This window comes from Pedobacter duraquae (assembly GCF_004362245.1).
GTDB classification, from domain to species: domain Bacteria; phylum Bacteroidota; class Bacteroidia; order Sphingobacteriales; family Sphingobacteriaceae; genus Pedobacter; species Pedobacter duraquae.
This window is the reverse complement of the sequence record NZ_SNWM01000003.1, coordinates 564,176-581,969: the sequence shown is the minus strand read 5'-3', so window position 1 is coordinate 581,969 and position 17,794 is coordinate 564,176. Positions and strand designations below refer to the sequence as shown.

General features: G+C 39.6%; 32 protein-coding genes. All 32 read right to left on the bottom strand.

Annotated features, from left to right (window positions below):
• Nucleotides 1–13 precede the first annotated feature (13 nt).
• On the bottom strand, nt 14–1,204 hold the full coding sequence (locus CLV32_RS14060; protein WP_133556564.1) for a class I SAM-dependent methyltransferase: 1,191 nt from the start codon (nt 1,202–1,204) through the stop codon (nt 14–16).
• A gap of 94 nt (nt 1,205–1,298) precedes the next feature.
• The gene (gene rplQ / locus CLV32_RS14055) at nt 1,299–1,838 is read right to left on the bottom strand and encodes a 50S ribosomal protein L17 (RefSeq protein ID WP_133556562.1); all 540 of its coding nucleotides are present in this window, start codon (nt 1,836–1,838) and stop codon (nt 1,299–1,301) included.
• A gap of 87 nt (nt 1,839–1,925) precedes the next feature.
• Entirely contained in the window at nt 1,926–2,918 is a 993-nt protein-coding gene (locus CLV32_RS14050; RefSeq protein WP_133556560.1) for a DNA-directed RNA polymerase subunit alpha, read from the bottom strand.
• Nucleotides 2,919–2,995: 77 nt separating this feature from the next.
• Nucleotides 2,996–3,604 (bottom strand): 30S ribosomal protein S4, encoded by a 609-nt coding sequence (gene rpsD, locus CLV32_RS14045; RefSeq protein ID WP_133556558.1) that lies wholly within the window; start codon nt 3,602–3,604, stop codon nt 2,996–2,998.
• A 65-nt stretch (nt 3,605–3,669) separates the two neighbouring features.
• The gene (gene rpsK, locus CLV32_RS14040; protein WP_133556556.1) at nt 3,670–4,059 is read right to left on the bottom strand and encodes a 30S ribosomal protein S11; all 390 of its coding nucleotides are present in this window, start codon (nt 4,057–4,059) and stop codon (nt 3,670–3,672) included.
• Between the two features lie 21 nt (nt 4,060–4,080).
• On the bottom strand, nt 4,081–4,458 hold the full coding sequence (gene rpsM / locus CLV32_RS14035; RefSeq protein WP_133556554.1) for a 30S ribosomal protein S13: 378 nt from the start codon (nt 4,456–4,458) through the stop codon (nt 4,081–4,083).
• 79 nt (nt 4,459–4,537) lie between these two features.
• Nucleotides 4,538–4,654, bottom strand: coding sequence for a 50S ribosomal protein L36 (gene rpmJ, locus CLV32_RS14030; RefSeq protein ID WP_010599887.1), 117 nt, complete (start codon nt 4,652–4,654; stop codon nt 4,538–4,540).
• A 1-nt stretch (nt 4,655) separates the two neighbouring features.
• Nucleotides 4,656–4,874 (bottom strand): translation initiation factor IF-1, encoded by a 219-nt coding sequence (gene infA / locus CLV32_RS14025; RefSeq protein ID WP_008244555.1) that lies wholly within the window; start codon nt 4,872–4,874, stop codon nt 4,656–4,658.
• Nucleotides 4,875–4,945: 71 nt separating this feature from the next.
• Nucleotides 4,946–5,731 carry a type I methionyl aminopeptidase gene (gene map / locus CLV32_RS14020; RefSeq protein ID WP_133556552.1) on the bottom strand — a complete coding sequence of 262 codons (786 nt, stop codon included), beginning with the start codon at nt 5,729–5,731 and terminating at the stop codon, nt 4,946–4,948.
• A 7-nt stretch (nt 5,732–5,738) separates the two neighbouring features.
• Nucleotides 5,739–7,082, bottom strand: a complete 1,344-nt coding sequence (gene secY, locus CLV32_RS14015) for a preprotein translocase subunit SecY (RefSeq protein ID WP_133556550.1) — start codon at nt 7,080–7,082, stop codon at nt 5,739–5,741.
• A 3-nt stretch (nt 7,083–7,085) separates the two neighbouring features.
• Nucleotides 7,086–7,532 (bottom strand): 50S ribosomal protein L15, encoded by a 447-nt coding sequence (gene rplO / locus CLV32_RS14010; protein WP_133556548.1) that lies wholly within the window; start codon nt 7,530–7,532, stop codon nt 7,086–7,088.
• 112 nt (nt 7,533–7,644) lie between these two features.
• A complete protein-coding gene (rpmD, locus tag CLV32_RS14005) occupies nt 7,645–7,824 on the bottom strand; it encodes a 50S ribosomal protein L30 (protein ID WP_133556546.1) in 180 nt (59 codons plus the stop codon).
• Nucleotides 7,825–7,828: 4 nt separating this feature from the next.
• Nucleotides 7,829–8,347, bottom strand: coding sequence for a 30S ribosomal protein S5 (gene rpsE / locus CLV32_RS14000; protein ID WP_108554172.1), 519 nt, complete (start codon nt 8,345–8,347; stop codon nt 7,829–7,831).
• Between the two features lie 17 nt (nt 8,348–8,364).
• Nucleotides 8,365–8,718: a 50S ribosomal protein L18 gene (rplR, locus tag CLV32_RS13995; RefSeq protein ID WP_133556545.1), complete on the bottom strand. Its 354-nt coding sequence runs from the start codon at nt 8,716–8,718 to the stop codon at nt 8,365–8,367.
• A gap of 5 nt (nt 8,719–8,723) precedes the next feature.
• Nucleotides 8,724–9,281 carry a 50S ribosomal protein L6 gene (gene rplF, locus CLV32_RS13990; protein WP_133556543.1) on the bottom strand — a complete coding sequence of 186 codons (558 nt, stop codon included), beginning with the start codon at nt 9,279–9,281 and terminating at the stop codon, nt 8,724–8,726.
• Between the two features lie 18 nt (nt 9,282–9,299).
• A complete protein-coding gene (gene rpsH, locus CLV32_RS13985) occupies nt 9,300–9,698 on the bottom strand; it encodes a 30S ribosomal protein S8 (RefSeq protein ID WP_133556541.1) in 399 nt (132 codons plus the stop codon).
• Between the two features lie 129 nt (nt 9,699–9,827).
• Nucleotides 9,828–10,097 (bottom strand): 30S ribosomal protein S14, encoded by a 270-nt coding sequence (gene rpsN / locus CLV32_RS13980; protein ID WP_133556539.1) that lies wholly within the window; start codon nt 10,095–10,097, stop codon nt 9,828–9,830.
• Nucleotides 10,097–10,666 (bottom strand): 50S ribosomal protein L5, encoded by a 570-nt coding sequence (gene rplE / locus CLV32_RS13975; RefSeq protein WP_133556537.1) that lies wholly within the window; start codon nt 10,664–10,666, stop codon nt 10,097–10,099. The genes rpsN and rplE overlap by 1 nt, the downstream gene beginning before the upstream one ends.
• A complete protein-coding gene (gene rplX, locus CLV32_RS13970; protein ID WP_133556535.1) occupies nt 10,666–11,004 on the bottom strand; it encodes a 50S ribosomal protein L24 in 339 nt (112 codons plus the stop codon). The genes rplE and rplX overlap by 1 nt, the downstream gene beginning before the upstream one ends.
• Before the next feature lies 1 nt (nt 11,005).
• A complete protein-coding gene (gene rplN, locus CLV32_RS13965) occupies nt 11,006–11,374 on the bottom strand; it encodes a 50S ribosomal protein L14 (protein WP_133556533.1) in 369 nt (122 codons plus the stop codon).
• 1 nt (nt 11,375) lies between these two features.
• Nucleotides 11,376–11,630 carry a 30S ribosomal protein S17 gene (rpsQ, locus tag CLV32_RS13960; RefSeq protein ID WP_133556531.1) on the bottom strand — a complete coding sequence of 85 codons (255 nt, stop codon included), beginning with the start codon at nt 11,628–11,630 and terminating at the stop codon, nt 11,376–11,378.
• A 13-nt stretch (nt 11,631–11,643) separates the two neighbouring features.
• Nucleotides 11,644–11,853 (bottom strand): 50S ribosomal protein L29, encoded by a 210-nt coding sequence (gene rpmC / locus CLV32_RS13955; protein ID WP_133556529.1) that lies wholly within the window; start codon nt 11,851–11,853, stop codon nt 11,644–11,646.
• A gap of 70 nt (nt 11,854–11,923) precedes the next feature.
• Nucleotides 11,924–12,346 carry a 50S ribosomal protein L16 gene (gene rplP / locus CLV32_RS13950; RefSeq protein WP_048907441.1) on the bottom strand — a complete coding sequence of 141 codons (423 nt, stop codon included), beginning with the start codon at nt 12,344–12,346 and terminating at the stop codon, nt 11,924–11,926.
• Nucleotides 12,347–12,384: 38 nt separating this feature from the next.
• On the bottom strand, nt 12,385–13,239 hold the full coding sequence (gene rpsC / locus CLV32_RS13945) for a 30S ribosomal protein S3 (RefSeq protein WP_133556527.1): 855 nt from the start codon (nt 13,237–13,239) through the stop codon (nt 12,385–12,387).
• A gap of 5 nt (nt 13,240–13,244) precedes the next feature.
• A complete protein-coding gene (rplV, locus tag CLV32_RS13940; RefSeq protein WP_012780780.1) occupies nt 13,245–13,607 on the bottom strand; it encodes a 50S ribosomal protein L22 in 363 nt (120 codons plus the stop codon).
• Between the two features lie 7 nt (nt 13,608–13,614).
• Nucleotides 13,615–13,881 carry a 30S ribosomal protein S19 gene (gene rpsS, locus CLV32_RS13935; protein ID WP_008244581.1) on the bottom strand — a complete coding sequence of 89 codons (267 nt, stop codon included), beginning with the start codon at nt 13,879–13,881 and terminating at the stop codon, nt 13,615–13,617.
• Nucleotides 13,881–14,705 (bottom strand): 50S ribosomal protein L2, encoded by an 825-nt coding sequence (rplB, locus tag CLV32_RS13930; RefSeq protein WP_133556524.1) that lies wholly within the window; start codon nt 14,703–14,705, stop codon nt 13,881–13,883. Before rplB ends, rpsS begins: the two co-directional genes overlap by 1 nt.
• 22 nt (nt 14,706–14,727) lie before the next feature.
• On the bottom strand, nt 14,728–15,018 hold the full coding sequence (gene rplW, locus CLV32_RS13925; RefSeq protein WP_133556522.1) for a 50S ribosomal protein L23: 291 nt from the start codon (nt 15,016–15,018) through the stop codon (nt 14,728–14,730).
• Between the two features lies 1 nt (nt 15,019).
• Nucleotides 15,020–15,649 (bottom strand): 50S ribosomal protein L4, encoded by a 630-nt coding sequence (gene rplD / locus CLV32_RS13920; protein WP_133556520.1) that lies wholly within the window; start codon nt 15,647–15,649, stop codon nt 15,020–15,022.
• A 4-nt stretch (nt 15,650–15,653) separates the two neighbouring features.
• Nucleotides 15,654–16,271 (bottom strand): 50S ribosomal protein L3, encoded by a 618-nt coding sequence (gene rplC / locus CLV32_RS13915; protein WP_133556518.1) that lies wholly within the window; start codon nt 16,269–16,271, stop codon nt 15,654–15,656.
• Nucleotides 16,272–16,453: 182 nt separating this feature from the next.
• A complete protein-coding gene (locus CLV32_RS13910; protein WP_133556516.1) occupies nt 16,454–16,849 on the bottom strand; it encodes a DUF1634 domain-containing protein in 396 nt (131 codons plus the stop codon).
• A gap of 2 nt (nt 16,850–16,851) precedes the next feature.
• The gene (locus CLV32_RS13905) at nt 16,852–17,688 is read right to left on the bottom strand and encodes a sulfite exporter TauE/SafE family protein (protein ID WP_133556513.1); all 837 of its coding nucleotides are present in this window, start codon (nt 17,686–17,688) and stop codon (nt 16,852–16,854) included.
• Between the last annotated feature and the right edge of the window lie 106 nt (nt 17,689–17,794).

Genomic DNA, 17,794 nt, shown 5'->3' with positions numbered 1-17,794 from the left:
AGGTTGGCATATTCTATGCCTCAAGGCCCATTAGTCGCTCTAGGTGATGATAGCCGATTCCAAGGTAAGATTTAATAACTTTTAATTTTTCTTTCAAAGCCAGCTTGTCAGTCGTACCCGCCTGATTTTTAACGCCAATCAATAAAACATTCTTTGGAGTATGTTGATCTGAAATAAACTCAACTACTTTCGTTTTGTAGCCAAAATACTCCATTATCAGACTGCGTATTCCGTCTGTGGCCATTTCTGCCTGGCGCTCCAGAAAAACTCCGTACTGCAACATGAAATCAAGTTCATTATTCACCTTACTCTTCGTCATTTCCTTCCTGATCTGCTTGTGGCAGCACGGCGCAACCACAATCAATTTGGCGTCAGCATATATACCTTTAGCTATCGCATCGTCGGTAGCCGTATCACAAGCATGTAAGGCAATAAGCAGGTCAATCTCCGGAACTGAATAATCAACAATACTTCCCTCCACAAAAGAAAGCTGTCCAAAATCCGAGTCCTTTGCAATTATATTACACAAATCCACAAGATCTTTCCTGAATTCTACACCTGTAACAGCTACATCCTGGTTCAGCACATTCCGCATGTAATCATATAATGCAAACGTCAGATAACCTTTACCAGAGCCCATATCAGCAACCTGTAATTGCCTACCGGTGTTTAGTTGTTTAAGCATGGGACTTAACAGCGCTATATACTGATTGATTTGTTTAAACTTATCCTGAGCATTCGGGAACACATTCCCCGCTGAGTCAGTAACCTTGAGTGCAGTTAGATAGTGCTGCCCAACCGCCTTCAATTGTCTGTTCTTAGTATGGTCATGTGTGCTACTGGCTAAGGGCGCGAGCGTCGGCTTAGTTGTCCTAAGGCTGTAAGCTCCGGCACTGTTCGCCTGAAGTATAGTATCGCTGCCATGTGCAAAAAGCGTCGCAATAAGAAACCCTTGTCCAAATAAAGATTCTACCTGGACATATGCTTCCTCATGACTGTAGTTTTTAACAATGTCCTTTGTTTTATAGCGGTAAGTAAAGGATAACATTGGTGTCCGCTTAATCAGAACAGGGCGGATATGGATCTGTTTCAACCCGGCCTCAGTGCCTTTATAATTTCCAAGAGAGACTTTGATTAACGCACTGTTTGTTACAGCTTCTGACAGCTGATTGATAAACTGGCTAAACACAGGGATTTTTGACATGGATTAATGGATATAATTACAAAAATACAATTTTTTAAAAAGCAAAAGGCCCTGATGATTGCTCAACAGGGCCTTTTGAATAGTGTTAAAAAGCTTACGCTTCTTTTTCAGTAGTATCTTCAGCAGCAGCCTCAGGTGCTTTTTCTTCAGCAACAACTTCTTCAGTTGCAGCTTCAGGAGCTTTCTCAGCAGCAGGTGCATCAGCTTTTTTAGCTTTAGTTCTACCACGACGTGTAGTTTTCTTCTCAGCAGCCTCAGTATCTTTACCGTAAACTTCGTTGTAATCAACAAGTTCAATTAAAGCCATCTCAGCATTATCACCTAAACGACTGTTCAACTTGATGATCCTTGTATAACCACCCGGACGGTTAGCAACTTTCGCTGCAACATCACGGAACAATTCAGCAACAACTTCTTTGTCTTGCAGGTAGCTAAATACAATACGACGTGAGTGTGTAGTATCGTTTTTAGATTTAGTGATCAAAGGCTCAACATACATACGCAAAGCTTTCGCTTTTGCTAAAGTAGTAGAGATTCTTTTGTGTTTGATCAGTGATGATGCCATGTTAGCAAGCATCGCTCTGCGATGTGAATCTGTTCTTCCTAAGTGGTTTACTTTTTTACCGTGTCTCATTTTTAAATTTATTCAGTGTGTACCGTCTCGTTGAAATTAATCTGAGGGAATTACACACGATTAACAATATTTGTTATTTGTGTTGTACTATTCTTCGTCTAACTTGAATTTAGAAAGGTTCATTCCAAAAGAAAGACTTTTAGATTTAACCAGTTCCTGAATCTCAGTTAAAGATTTTTTACCAAAGTTTCTGAATTTTAACATATCAGCTACATCGTAAGATACCAGATCAGCTAAGGTACGGATATCGGCTGCTTTAAGGCAGTTTAATGCACGTACAGAAAGATCAAGGTCAACCAATTCAGTTTTAAGGATCTTACGCATATGCAGGATTTCTTCATCAACTTCTTTAGTCTCTTCTTTGGCTTGCGATTCCAATACCAGGTTCTCATCAGAGAACAACATGAAGTGTTGGATCAAAATTTTGGCAGCTTCCTTCAATGCCTCTTCAGGATGGATTGAACCATCTGTAGAGATGTCAAGGATCAACTTTTCGTAATCTGTTTTTTGCTCAACACGATAATTTTCAATCGTGTATTTTACATTCTTCATTGGAGTAAAGATCGAATCGATAGCAATTACACCAACAACAGCATCATTAACTTTATTCTCTTCTGCTGGAACATAACCGCGTCCTTTATTGATTGTTAATTCAACCTCTAAAGTCACAGATTTCTCCATATTACAGATTACGAAATCCGGATTAAGAACTTCGAAATTGTTAGAGAATTTAGTGATGTCCCCTGCAGTGAACTGATCCTGACCATTTACAATGATGAAAACTTTTTCAGAATCACCAGAGTCACCTACCTTTTTGAAACGCACTTGTTTCAGGTTCAGGATGATTTCAGTTAAGTCTTCTACAACACCTTTCATGGTAGAGAATTCGTGAGAAACTCCAGAGAAACGGATGCTTGTAATGGCAAAACCCTCTAATGAAGAAAGTAAAATTCTTCTTAGGGCATTACCAATTGTTACACCGAAACCGGGCTCTAAAGGACGAAATTCAAATATGCCATCGAAATCTGTTGATTTCTGCATGATTACCTTATCGGGTTTCTGAAATGCTAAAATTGCCATTTATAATGTTTTTAGATCGTTATTAATAATATGTAACGTAAAAAAATTAACTGCCCTAAGACAGTTAATTCAATTCATTACTTAGAGTATAACTCTACTATAAGGTTTTCTTTGATATTTTCTGGGATCTCGTCACGATTAGGATAAGTTAAGAACTTACCTGTCAATTCACCTGCATTCCAGTCTAACCAATTGAATTTATTGATTACTCTGCCTGCTACTGAATTTGTGATAGCCTCTAAAGTTTTTGATTTCTCTCTAACTGCGATCACATCACCAGCTTTTAATTGATATGAAGGAATATTTACTACTTCACCGTTCACTGTTACGTGTTTATGGCTAACTAACTGACGAGCAGCAGAACGTGTAGTTGCAATACCTAATCTATAAACTGTGTTATCTAAACGAGCTTCTAATAATTGTAATAAGTTATCACCGGTAATACCTTGACGTGATTGTGCTTTTGTGAACAGGTTACGGAACTGACGCTCTAATACACCATAAGTGTATTTCACTTTTTGTTTTTCCATTAACTGTACAGCATACTCAGATTGCTTTCCTCTTCTTTTGGAAGCACCATGCTGTCCAGGAGGATAGTTCTTTCTGTCTAATACCTTGTCAGGGCCAAAAATTGGCTCTCTGAATTTACGCGCGATTCTGGATTTTGGTCCTGTATATCTTGCCATTGTTCTTTGTTTTAAAGTATCGTGCAACCTGTAGCTGCAGACTCTTAGCTTTAAAAATTAATAAATTAAACTCTTCTTTTCTTAGGAGGACGACATCCGTTGTGCGGAAGCGGTGTAATGTCTTTGATCGAAGTCACTTCGATTCCGGCAACCTGCAATGTTCTGATTGCTGATTCACGACCTGAACCTGGACCTTTTACAAAAACTTCTACCTTACGTAATCCTAAATCAAATGCTACCTTACCGCAATCAGACGCTGCCTGACCTGCTGCATATGGAGTGTTCTTTTTAGAACCCTTGAATCCCATTTTACCTGCAGACGACCATGAAATGGTTTGCCCGTTGTTGTTTGTTAGGGTAACAATGATGTTGTTAAAAGTAGCATTGATGTGGGCCTGACCAACAGGCTCAATTACAACAATACGCTTTTTTGTTACTTTTTTAGTCTTAGCCATAATTATTGTTCGATACTAATGTTATTTAGTAGCTTTTTTCTTGTTAGCAACTGTTTTTCTCTTGCCTTTACGTGTTCTGGAGTTGTTCTTAGTACGTTGTCCACGAACCGGTAAGCCTTTTCTATGACGTAAGCCACGGTAGCAACCGATATCCATTAAACGTTTAATGTTCAACTGAACTTCTGAACGTAAAGCACCTTCTACTTTAATGCTGTCGTTGATGATGGTACGGATTGCTGATAACTCATCATCAGACCAGTCCTGTACTTTTTTGCTAAAATCGATACCTGCTTCCGTTAAAATACGTTGTGCAGTTGCTCTACCTACTCCGAAGATATAAGTTAGACCAATTTCGCCTCTTTTGTTTCTTGGTAAATCAATACCTGATATCCTTGCCATATTTGTACTAAATGTTTGATTATTTGATTAAACGACAGATTGAGCTGTACATTCAATCCAATCATAATTCAATAATTTCTTAACCTTGACGCTGTTTGTATTTTGGGTTCTTTTTGTTAATCACGTAAAGTTTACCTTTACGACGAATAATCTTGCAATCAGCGCTGCGTTTTTTAATTGACGACCTAACTTTCATTTTATTTATATCTATAAGTAATCCTGCCCTTTGATAAATCGTAAGGCGACATCTCTAATTTAACTTTGTCTCCTGGTAAAATCTTAATGTAGTGCATCCGCATTTTACCTGAAATGTGTGCAATGATCTCATGCCCGTTTTCCAGTTCAACTCTGAACATTGCATTGGATAACGCTTCTCTGATCACACCGTCTTGTTCAATTGAGGCTTGTTTAGCCATATAATATTGATTTTTACTTAATTAGCTGCGATTAAACAGGGTTGCAAAATTAAATAAAATAATTTAATTATTTACCTTTTTTTTAGTAAAACTTCTTCAATTAATGAAAAGGTTGATAAAACGTCGGCCTTACCCTTTTTAACTGCCACAGTATGCTCAAAATGAGCACTTGGCTTATTGTCTTTACTCGTTACCGTCCATCCATCAGACCAGAATTTGATACCCGCTGTACCTGCATTGATCATCGGTTCTATGGCAATCACCATTCCCTCTTCCAATTTGATACCGCGGCCCCTCTGACCGTAGTTTGGCACTTCTGGTTTCTCATGCAGCTGTACACCTACTCCGTGACCTACAAGCTCTCTAACTACTCCAAAACCATTGTCCTCAGCAATCTTTTGAATCGCATAGCCAACATCACCAATCCTGGATCCTGACACCGCTTTTTCAATGCTAGCCTGCAAACATTGCTGGGTAACCGTTACCAGCTTCTGCCTTTCAGCATCTATCTCGCCTATTGAGAACGTATAGGCAGAATCGCCGAAGAAATTGTCTTTAATCACTCCGCAGTCTACCGAAATCAGGTCGCCTTCCTGGATGACATAATCACCTGGGAAACCATGCACCACCTGATCATTCGGAGAAATACAAAGCGAATAAGGAAAGCCGTTGTAGTTAAGAAAGGCCGGAACTGCTCCGTGATCCCTAATGAACGCCTCTGCCAGATCGTTTAAAGACTTTGTTGTAATTCCCGGCCCAATTACTTTCGCAACTTCTGCCAGGGTTTTAGAAACAAGCATGGAGCTTGCTCTGATCAATTCAATTTCTTCGGCTGATTTGTAAAAAATTTTTGACATGCCTGATTTAAATCACCGCATTGCTCCCTGTAGTAGCCGCTGTAGCAGGAATTCCCGCACGACCGGTTACTCTTCCGGTTTTCATCAATCCATCATAATGACGCATCAATAAATAACTTTCAATCTGCTGAAGCGTATCCAATACAACACCTACCAGAATCAGCAGGGACGTTCCTCCATAGAAATGTGCGAACTCTGATTTCAAACCAAATTTCACAGCAAGTGATGGTAGGATAGCGATAATCGCTAAAAAGATAGATCCAGGGAAGGTGATTTTTGAGATCACATCGTCAATGAAAGATGAAGTAGCTAATCCTGGCTTAATGCCTGGAATAAATCCACCATTCTTTTTCATATCGTCCGACATCTGTGTAGGATTAACGGTGATTGCTGTATAGAAAAACGTAAATGCAATAATTAAAAATGCAAAGGTCAGACTATAAGCCAAAGATGTATAATCACTAAACTGGATCAACCAGGTATTCTGCAGAGTTGGGAAAAATGAAGTTAATGTCATCGGGATAAACATCAATGCCTGAGCAAAGATGATCGGCATAACACCAGCAGCATTAACCTTTAAAGGAATGTATTGTCTTACACCACCAAATTGTTTGTTACCAACAATACGTTTTGCGTACTGTACAGGAACTTTACGAACACCCTGAACGATCATGATCGTAAACATCACAACAGCAAACAAAGCAACAATTTCCAATACCAATGCAATTAAACCACCGTCGCCAACAAAACGAGAGCTGATCTCTTGGTATAACGCGATCGGCAAGCGGGCGATAATACCCACCATGATGATCAATGAAATACCATTTCCGATACCTTTATCAGTAATCTTTTCACCAAGCCACATTACGAATAATGTGCCTGCTGCAAGAACAAAGGTGGATACAACGTAAAACAACGTTCTATCAATCAGAATCGCTTCAACAGGTACCTGTGTCTTAACATAACCAATCGCCTGCACTGCAGTGATTGCTACCGTTAAATAACGTGTAATCTGATTCAGTTTATTTCTTCCGCTCTCCCCCTCTTTTTGCATTTTCTGGAAGGTTGGTACCGCAATACCAAGTAACTGAACTACAATTGATGCAGAAATATAAGGCATAACACCCAGAGCCAAAATTGATACGCGGGAGAACGAACCTCCGGCAAACATATCAATCAGACCCAAAAGGCCAGACTTTTCATTATTGTCTAATGCAGTTGCATCAACACCTGGTAATACCACGTGCGATACAAATCTATAGACCAAAAGAATGATGAGCGTAAAAACAATACGCTCTCTCAATTCTTGGATTTTCCAAATATTACTTAAAGTAGTAAACAGCTTCTTCATTAATTACAATTTTTCGATTGAGCCTCCAACAGCCTCAATAGCTTTTTGTGCGCTAGCAGAAAAAGCATGTGCTTTAACTTCTATTTTAGATTTAACTTCACCACGACCCAAGATTTTAACCAGGTCATTTTTCGATGCTAAACCGTGTAATTGAATGGCAGCAAAATCGATAGTAGTGTAGTTGTTTTTTTCAGCAAGCTCTTGCAAAACATCCAGGTTTACACCTACATATTCAACACGATTGATTGGTTTGAAACCAACCTTAGGTACGCGACGTTGTAATGGCATCTGACCACCTTCAAATCCAATCTTGGTAGAGTGACCTGAACGGGATCCAGCACCTTTATGACCACGAGTGGAAGTACCACCACGACCAGAACCGGTACCACGACCTATTCTTTTACTATTTTTAGTAGAACCTGCTGCAGGTTTTAAATTACTTAAGTTCATTCTTGAAACTTATTGTGTTGCCCTTCGCTTTCACTAATCAGGGACAACGGTTAAACAAAATATATAGCGGTTGCAAATGTAGAACTATATTCCACATTTACAACCCCCATACTTATATACTCTCTATAGCAACTAAGTGATTCACTTTACGAACCATACCAATGATGGCACCGTTAGCTTCTACCTCAACAGACTGGTTCATTTTAGTTAAACCTAAGGCCTGCATTGTTCTTTTTTGGCGCTCGCTTCTATCGATAACGCTTTTTACCTGGGTTATTTTAATCTTAGCCATAATGTTATCCGTTAAAAACTTTGTTTAAATCTACACCACGGTGCTGAGCTACTGTATAAGCATCACGCATTTTAGTTAAAGCATCAACAGTTGCTTTTACCACGTTGTGTGGGTTTGATGAACCTTTTGATTTTGCCAGTACGTTATGTACACCAGCACTCTCTAAAACAGCACGCATCGCACCACCAGCAATTACTCCAGTACCCACTGCAGCTGGTTTGATCAATACAAAACCACCTGAGAATTTACCGATTTGCTCATGAGGAACAGTACCGTTTAACAATGGAACCTTTACCAGGTTCTTTTTTGCGTCGTCGATACCTTTAGCAATCGCTTCAGTTACCTCTTTCGCTTTACCAAGTCCGTATCCCACGATTCCGTTCTCATCTCCAACAACTACGATAGCTGAGAAGCTGAAAGTACGACCACCTTTGGTTACTTTGGCAACACGTTGTATGCTAACTAAACGATCTTTCAATTCGATCTCGCTAGTCTTAACTCTTTTTATATTGATAGTTGACATCTTATCCTATTTTCAGATTAAAATACTAAACCAGCTTCACGGGCACCTTCTGCCAATGATTTAACACGACCGTGGTATAAGTAGCCATTTCTATCGAAAACAACTTCTTTAACTCCAGCTGCGATTGCTTTTTCAGCTACTAATTTACCTACTGCTACAGATTGCTCTGATTTGTTCCCTGTACCAGCGAAATCTTTTGATAAAGAAGATGCTGAAACTATAGTATTTCCGGTTACGTCGTTAATGATTTGAGCATAAATTCCTTTATTGCTTCTATATACTGATAAACGTGGACGGCTTTCAGAACCTGTAAGTCTTTTTCTGATTCCTTTTTTTATACGATCTCTACGAGATAATTTTTTCCCTGCCATGATGATTATTTTTTAGAAGCTGATTTACCTGCTTTTCTTCTTAACACTTCGCCTACAAACTTGATACCTTTACCTTTATATGGCTCTGGTGCACGTAACGAACGGATTTTCGCTGCTACCTGACCGATCAGTTGTTTGTCAATACTTTCTAAAATGATTTTAGGAGTCTGACCTTTTTCTGAGGTAGTTGTAACCTTGATTTCTTCCGGTAACTGGAATACATAATGGTGAGAGAATCCTAAAACTAGATCCAGGGTATTTCCTGTGTTTGTAGCACGGTAACCCACACCAACTAGTTCCTGAGATAATTTGTAACCTTCTGTAACACCAATAACCATATTGTTTAACAATGAACGGTATAATCCGTGCAATGCTTTGTGTCTTTTTTGCTCTGTCGGGCGCTGTACTGTTAGTACGCCGTCTTCCTGACTGATGATGATATCTGAATCAACTGCCTGAGTTAATTCTCCTTTTGGACCTTTTACAGTTACTAAATTGTTTTTATCAACTGTAATCGTTACTCCTGCGGGGATAGTGATTGGGGCTTTTCCTATTCTTGACATTTTGTTATCCTCCTTTAATTAATAAACGTGACACAAAACTTCGCCACCAATGTTCAATTTAGCTGCTTCTTTATCTGTCATTACTCCTTTAGAAGTTGACAAGATAGCGATACCTAAACCGTTTAATACTCTTGGCATATTTTCTACACCGGCATATTGCCTTAATCCTGGTTTGCTGATACGCATTAAAGAACGTATTGCAGGGATTTTTGTGATCGCATTGTATTTCAAAGCGATTTTAATTACGCCCTGAACTGTAGTGTCCTCAAATTTGTAGTTAGCAATGTAACCTTTGTCAAAAAGTACTTTTGTGATTTCCTTTTTCAGGTTTGATGCAGGGATCTCTACAATTCTGTGATTTGCCTTAATGGCATTTCTTACTCTTGTAAGATAATCTGCTATTGGATCTGTATTCATTATGATATAGTTGTGATAGTGGTTTCCTTTCCGAACCATTCGGAACGACCTGCCATCGGTTAATATTCTTGTATTGCAATAACGTTAGAGTACCTGCAAAATTGCAGCCCCTCTAACGCATACGAGTTGTTACCAGCTCGCTTTTCTTACTCCAGGAATTTTTCCTGCTAAAGCCATATCGCGGAATGTTACCCTTGATATACCGAAAGTACGCATGTAACCACGTGGACGACCAGTCAGTTTACAACGGTTGTGTAAACGTACGGCAGATGAGTTTTTTGGTAACTTATCCAAACCTTCGTAATCACCGGCAGCTTTAAGTTCTGCACGTTTGTCAGCATACTTAGCTACCAATTTTTGGCGCTTAATTTCGCGAGCTTTTACACCTTCTTTTGCCATTATTGATTTGTGTTATTTTGGTTTTTAAATGGTAATCCGAATTGTTTTAACAATTCTAATGCTTCTACATCAGTAGTTGCAGTAGTTACAAAGGTAATATCCATACCTAAGATCTTGCTGATCTTATCGATGTTTAACTCAGGGAAGATGATCTGCTCAGTTATACCTAACGTATAATTGCCTTTTCCATCAAAACCTTTATCATTGATACCTTTGAAATCGCGGATACGTGGCAAAGCTACGGAAATTAAACGATCTAAAAACTCATACATGTTGTTATCACGTAAAGTTACTCTTACACCAACTGGCATACCTTTACGCAATTTGAAGTTTGAGATATCTTTTTTAGATTTCGCTCCTACTGCCTGCTGTCCTGAAATCGTAGACATTTCTAAAATAGAAGTGTCCATGATCTTTTTGTCAGTTACTGAAAAACGACCAACACCCTGGTTGATAGAGATTTTCTGCAACTTAGGAACTTGCATTACACTTTTGTAATTGAACTTATCTTTAAGTGCCGTTACAATTTCCTCTTTATATTTACTTTTTAATCTTGGTGCGTAAGCCATTATTTGATCTCCTCTCCTGATTTTTTAGATACCCTAACTAATTTCCCATCAGCGTTTAGCTTTCTGCCAACGCGGGTAGTCTCACCAGTTTTTGGATCAACTAACTGAACGTTAGAAATATGAAGAGCAGCTTCTTTTTTAATGATACCTCCGTTTGGAGTCGCAGCATTTGGTTTTGTATGTTTCGATACCAGGTTCACGCCTTCAACCAGGATTCTGCTTTTTGTAGTTAATACAGAAAGTACCTTTCCTTGCTGACCTTTTGAATCGCCGGCGATAACCTTTACTAAATCTCCTTTACGGATTTTTATTTTTGGTGTAGTCACTTGATTTTTCATTTTATAATACCTCCGGTGCTAATGATACAATTTTCATGAATTGTTTTTCACGCAGTTCTCTTGCAACCGGGCCAAAAATACGTGTACCACGCGGCTCATCCTGTGCATTCAGCAATACTGCTGCATTGTCATCGAAACGGATATAAGAACCATCCTTACGTCTGATCTCTTTTTTCGTTCTTACTACAACGGCTTTAGAAACTGCTCCTTTTTTAATGTTTCCAGAAGGTAACGCACTTTTAACGGTAACAACGATTTTATCACCTATAGAAGCGTATCTTTTTCCAGTACCACCAAGTACACGGATAACCAGTACTTGTTTCGCGCCACTGTTATCGGCTACGTTTAATCTTGATTCCTGTTGTACCATCTTATTTAGCCCTTTCTAAAATTTGCACTAATCTCCAGTTCTTGTTCTTACTCAGCGGACGAGTCTCCATGATCAGTACTGTATCTCCAATACCGCAATCGTTTTTCTCGTCATGAGCCATAAATTTGGTAGTTTTCTTAACAAACTTACCATAGATCGGGTGCTTCACTTTACGCTCAACCGCCACAACAACGGATTTATCCATCTTGTTGCTTACAACCAATCCGGTTCTTGTTTTTCTTAATTGTCTTTCCATTTCGACTCTAAAGTTATTTAGTTTCAGTAGCTGACGCAACTTTACGTTTTGTCAATTCAGTATTTAATCGGGCAATATCCCTTCTAACCTTAGTAATACGGGTAGGATTTTCAATAGCCGAAATTGTATGAGCGAATTTTAACTTAACTAAGTTTTCTTTTTCTTCTGCAATCCTGGCTACGAGTTCTTCTTGTGGAAGCCCTGTGATTTCTGAGTTTTTCATTTTATTAATTTTTATTTGATGGGTCCAGAGGTTGTAGTAACAAGCCGTACAACATTCAACCCAAAACTACTTATGCTTCTACGTAATCTCTACGTACTACAAATTTTGTCTGGATCGGTAATTTCTGAGCTGCTAAACGCATTGCTTCTTTAGCAACTTCTAAAGGAACACCTTCTGCTTCAAAAATGATGCGTCCCGGTCTCACAACCGCTACCCAATATTCTGGAGCACCTTTACCTTTACCCATACGTACCTCAGCTGGTTTCTTAGTTACCGGTTTGTCCGGGAAAATTCTAATCCACACTTGGCCTTCACGTTTCATGAAACGAGTTACCGCGATACGGGCTGCCTCTATCTGGCGACTTGTAATCCAGGTCGACTCGAGAGATTTGATCCCAAAAGATCCGAATGACAATTCAGCACCACGTGTTGCTAAACCCTTCATCCTGCCTTTTTGCATCTTTCTGAACTTCGTTCTTTTTGGCTGTAACATTTTATTTTAATATTATCGTTAAACGATCTGTTAACTAATTACTTACGAGGACCTCTGTTAGGAGTGTTTCCGCCTCTGTTATCTCTACCTTGACCAGGTGCTCCTTGACCAGGACCTCTTCCGCCACGACCTTTATTGTCGTTTCTTCTGTCGCCTGCGCCACCGCCTCTGTTATCTCTGTCTCTGCCGCCACCAAAAGCGCCTTCAGGTCTGCCACCTTTACCAGGAGCATTACTTACTGCACCAATGTTTGGAGAAAGGTCACGCTTACCGTAAACCTCACCTTTACAGATCCATACTTTAACACCTATTTTACCATAAGTAGTCAAAGCTTCAGCCAACGCATAGTCAATGTCTGCGCGGAAAGTATGCAAAGGAATTCTTCCTTCTTTATACTGCTCGCTACGTGCCATCTCTGCGCCACCTAAACGGCCTGATGTCATGATCTTAATTCCTTCTGCTCCCATACGCATGGTTGAAGCGATCGTAGATTTCATTGCTCTACGGAAAGAGATTCTTGCCTCTAACTGTTTTGCAACGCCTTCTGCTACTAACTGAGCATCAAGTTCAGGACGTTTGATTTCGAAAATGTTGATTTGAATCTCCTTTTTAGTCAATTTCTTCAACTCTTCTTTGATCTTGTCAACTTCCTGTCCTGCTTTTCCGATCACAATACCCGGACGAGCTGTGTGGATTGTAACAGTGATACGCTTTAACGTACGCTCAATTACAACTTTAGCTACTCCGCCTTTTGCGATACGTGCTGAAAGGTATTTTCTTATTTTTTCATCCTCAACTAATTTATCAGCATAGTTGTTGCCACCGAACCAGTTAGAATCCCAACCTTTGATGATTCCTAACCTGTTACCTATTGGATGTGCTTTTTGTCCCATGTCTATTAATTAGTTTGAGTTTCAACGTTTTTACTATCTACTATCAAAGTTACGTGGTTTGAACGCTTACGTATTCTGTAACCACGGCCTTGAGGTGCTGGTCTCAGTCTTTTCAACTGACGGCCGCCACCAACCATTATAGTTTTCACATATAATTGGTTTTCTTCAGGGCGAGAACCTTCATTTTTTGTTTCCCAGTTTTTGATGGCCGACAATAAAAGTTTCTCAACTCTGATTGCTGCGTCTTTATTGGTGAATTTCAAAATATGTAATGCTTTCTCTACACGCTCACCTCTGATAAGATCTACAACCAAACGCATCTTACGTGGTGAGGTTGGACAATTGTTTAATTTCGCTACTGCTTCCATCTCTTAATTATTTTTTCTTTTCAGAGTGACCCCTAAATGTTCTGGTTGGAGCAAACTCTCCCAGTTTATGACCAACCATGTTTTCTGTTACGTATACCGGTATAAATTTATTACCGTTGTGTACTGCAAATGTATGACCCACAAAATCTGGTGAAATCATTGATCTGCGAGACCAAGTTTTAATGACAGACTTTTTGCCTGAATCATTCATAGATACTACTTTCTTCTCTACGTTATGGTCAATATAAGGTCCTTTTTTAATCGAACGAGCCATTATTTCTTCCTTTTCTCTATGATGAAACGATTTGAGTATTTTTTAAGTGTACGGGTCTTAAAGCCTTTAGAATACATACCATTCCTTGACCTTGGCTGACCTCCTGATGAGCGACCCTCACCACCACCCATAGGGTGATCGACTGGGTTCATCGCTACCGGACGAGTCCGTGGACGACGACCTAACCAACGTTTACGACCTGCTTTACCTAATACTTCATTTGCGTGATCCGAGTTAGAAACAGCTCCTATTGTTGCTAAACAGGTAACCAAAATTAATCTGGTCTCGCCTGATGGCATTTTTAAAGTTGCATACTTTCCGTCACGTGCTGCCAATTGTGCATAAGCACCTGCACTTCGTGCTAATTGAGCGCCACGACCTGGATGAATCTCAACGTTATGGATGATAGATCCCAATGGAATCTTAGCCAATGTTAAGGTGTTTCCTACTTCTGGAACTGCTGTTTCTCCCGAAACTACTGTTTGTCCTACTTGCAACCCTTCAGGTGCAATAATGTAACGCTTCTCACCATCTGCATAATGCAATAATGCAATACGTGCGGTACGGTTAGGATCGTACTCAACAGTTGCTACTGTTGCAGGAATGTTAAACTTATCACGTTTGAAATCAATCAAACGGTAAGATTTCTTGTGACCACCACCCATGTAGCGCATAGTCATCTTTCCTGTATTGTTACGTCCTCCCGATTTTTTAGAAGATACAACCAATGATTTTTCGGGCTTGGTTGCTGTAATCTCCGAGAAACTAGCCCCAACTCTAAAGCGGGTACCCGGAGTGACTGGTTTAAATTTTCTTAAGCCCATAGTTATAAATTATTCACTTTTATTAAATATTCGCGTAATAATCAATTGTCTCTCCGTCTTTCAGGGTTACAATCGCTTTCTTGTATTTTGGGCTACGACCCGTTACTAAACCACCTTTAGTGTTTCTTGACTTTAGTTTACCATTTACAACCATTGTATTAATGGCTAAAATGTTCACACCGTACATTTTCTCTATAGCTGCTTTAATCTGCAATTTATTTGCTTTGTGCTCAACCTGGAAAGTGAATCTGTTTGACTTCTCAGTCAATGCAGATGCTTTTTCAGTTAAAATTGGTTTCTTTAAAAATTCCATATTACTTGGCAAATGCCTCCTCCAATGTTTTAACAGAATCCGCAGTTAACAAAAGCTTGCCACAGTTTAATACATCATAAGTATTCAACTGATCTGCAGTAATTACTTTCACTTTCTGAATGTTTCTGCTTGATAAATAAATATTGTTATTCTGTGAAGGTAAAACCAACAATGTTTTTTCGTTAGTCAAGTTTAATGCGCTAACTAAATTGATGTAGTTTTTAGTTTTGATAGAATCAAAAGTGAAATCTTCCAATACAACAACATTGTTGTCTTGTGCTTTGTAAGATAAAGCTGACTTACGTGCCAGTGATTTCAATTTTTTGTTCAGTTTAAAACTATAATCACGTGGTTGAGGACCAAATACGCGACCACCACCATTAAACAATGGAGATTTAATACTTCCGGCACGAGCACCACCAGTACCTTTTTGTTTGTACAATTTACGGGTCGAACCAGCAATTTCGTTACGTTGTTTAGACTTGTGCGTTCCCTGGCGTTGGTTAGCCAAATATTGCTTAACGTCTAAATAGATCGCGTGGTCAACAGGCGTAATGCCAAATACTGACTCAGGAAGTTGCACCTTGGCACCTGTCTCTTTTCCTGAAATGTTTAATACTTTAACTTCCATCTGCTTACTTATCTAAGATTACGTAAGAACCCTTAGCTCCTGGTACGGAACCACTAACTACTACAAGGTTTTGATCAGCATAAACTTTCAAAACTTGTAAGTTCTGAACCTTTACTCTGTCTCCACCCATTCTACCCGCCATACGCATACCTTTGAATACACGGGCAGGATACGAAGCCGCACCCAATGAACCCGGTGCACGCATTCTGTTGTGCTGACCGTGGGTTTGTCCTCCAACACCACCAAATCCGTGACGTTTAACAACACCCTGAAAACCTTTACCTTTTGAAGTACCAACTACATCAACAAAATCTCCCTCGTTGAAAATCGTTACGTTCACAGTATCACCTAAGTTAAGTGACTCTTCAAACGGATCAAATTCAACCAGTTTACGTTTTGGTGTTGTGCTTGCTTTCGCAAAATGGCCTTTAAGAGGCTTGGTAGTGTTCTTTTCTTTGGCTTCATCGAAACCCAATTGAACTGAAACGTAACCGTCTTTCTCAGCGGTCTTAACCTGTGTTACAACACAAGGCCCAGCTTCGATCACCGTACATGGAATGTTTCTTCCATCGGCGTCGAAAATGCTGGTCATTCCTACTTTTTTTCCAATAATACCTGACATTTTCTATTTTAATTTTAACACCCATCGAAGCAGTAGGGCTTCGTTCAAGGTGGATATACTTTCCCGTTAAGGGAGGGCAAAAATAGGAAATAAATCTTAATCTTCAAACAGTTAGCACATTATTTTTTCAAATAAGTGCTAATATTTTTTATGGGCAGAATATCGCCCCGGGAAATCGGTCTTTAGCCAACCAACTTATTGCTCAAACTAAATAATATAACTGCCAGCACAAAAAGTCCGATGGTCACATACATATAATCACGCTCAATCAGAAAGCTGAACACAGAAAAAACAACCCGCGTAATGGGTGTGAATATCAATAATAACGTTCCGAACTGGATAATTGCTTTACCATTGAAACTTAAAACTCCGGATAAAATCGCTGAAATTGAAGAATATTCGGCTAGCTCGGGTTTAAAAACATGGTAGTCTGCTATCTTATTGCTCGCTACAAGCAGGTAAATCAGCCCCCCTACAAACACCACAGTCATAGCAGTAACTACACCAACACGCAGTAAAGTGCCCAGGATAAATTGGATATCCTTATCTACAAAAACCGATTTAGCTTCCTTTTTCATGCTTATAATTTACCAGAAAGCCCGTTATAGATCATCTGCAAAGCCAGAAAACCGACCACAATTGCAAATATAATTTTCAATTTATCTGTCTTGGTGCGGATTAAAATCTTCGCCCCGACAGTGGCACCAATCAGTACACCAATGGTTACAGGCATGGCAATCCCAGGATCAATTTGTCCACGGTGCAGGTATACCACCGCACTTGCTGCCGCCGTAACCCCCATCATGAAATTACTGGTCGTTGTAGACACTTTAAACGGTATCCGCATAATGTTATCCATAGCCACCACTTTCAGTGCACCAGAGCCTATGCCGAGCAAACCGGAGATGATCCCAGCAAAAAACATCATCACAAAACCACCAACTACATTGTGTACCGCATAACTTTTTGGTCCTTCTGCAGTGGGGTAACTGCCATTCAACTTAAAAAAAGTGGCTAGTTTACCAGAAGTATCATTATCAGAATGATCAACCTTTTTCCGCAACATCATCACTGCCGAAAACATCAGGATCAGACCAAACATTACGGCAATAAAACTTGGGTTAAGATATACTGTAATAATAGCGCCCAGCACTGCACTGATCGTTGTTGCTATTTCCAGAAACATACCGATCCGGATATTTGTAATCCCCTCTTTTACATATGCAGCCGCAGAACCTGACGAAGTAGCGATTACAGAAACTATTGAGGCACCTATTGCATAATGGATATCAACACCAAGTACCAGCGTAAGCAAGGGAATAATGACGACACCACCGCCCAGTCCAGTAAGAGACCCAAGAAGGCCAGCGCAAAAAGCACCTGCCAGAACGATGATGGTAAACAGTAAGACGGTCATTGCTGCAAATATAGTATCTCTCCCCGGAACACAATAAAATTTAAATAGTATTGTTAGATTATAGGATTAACTTTATCAGATATTGCTTCTGTAAACCAAATAAGAA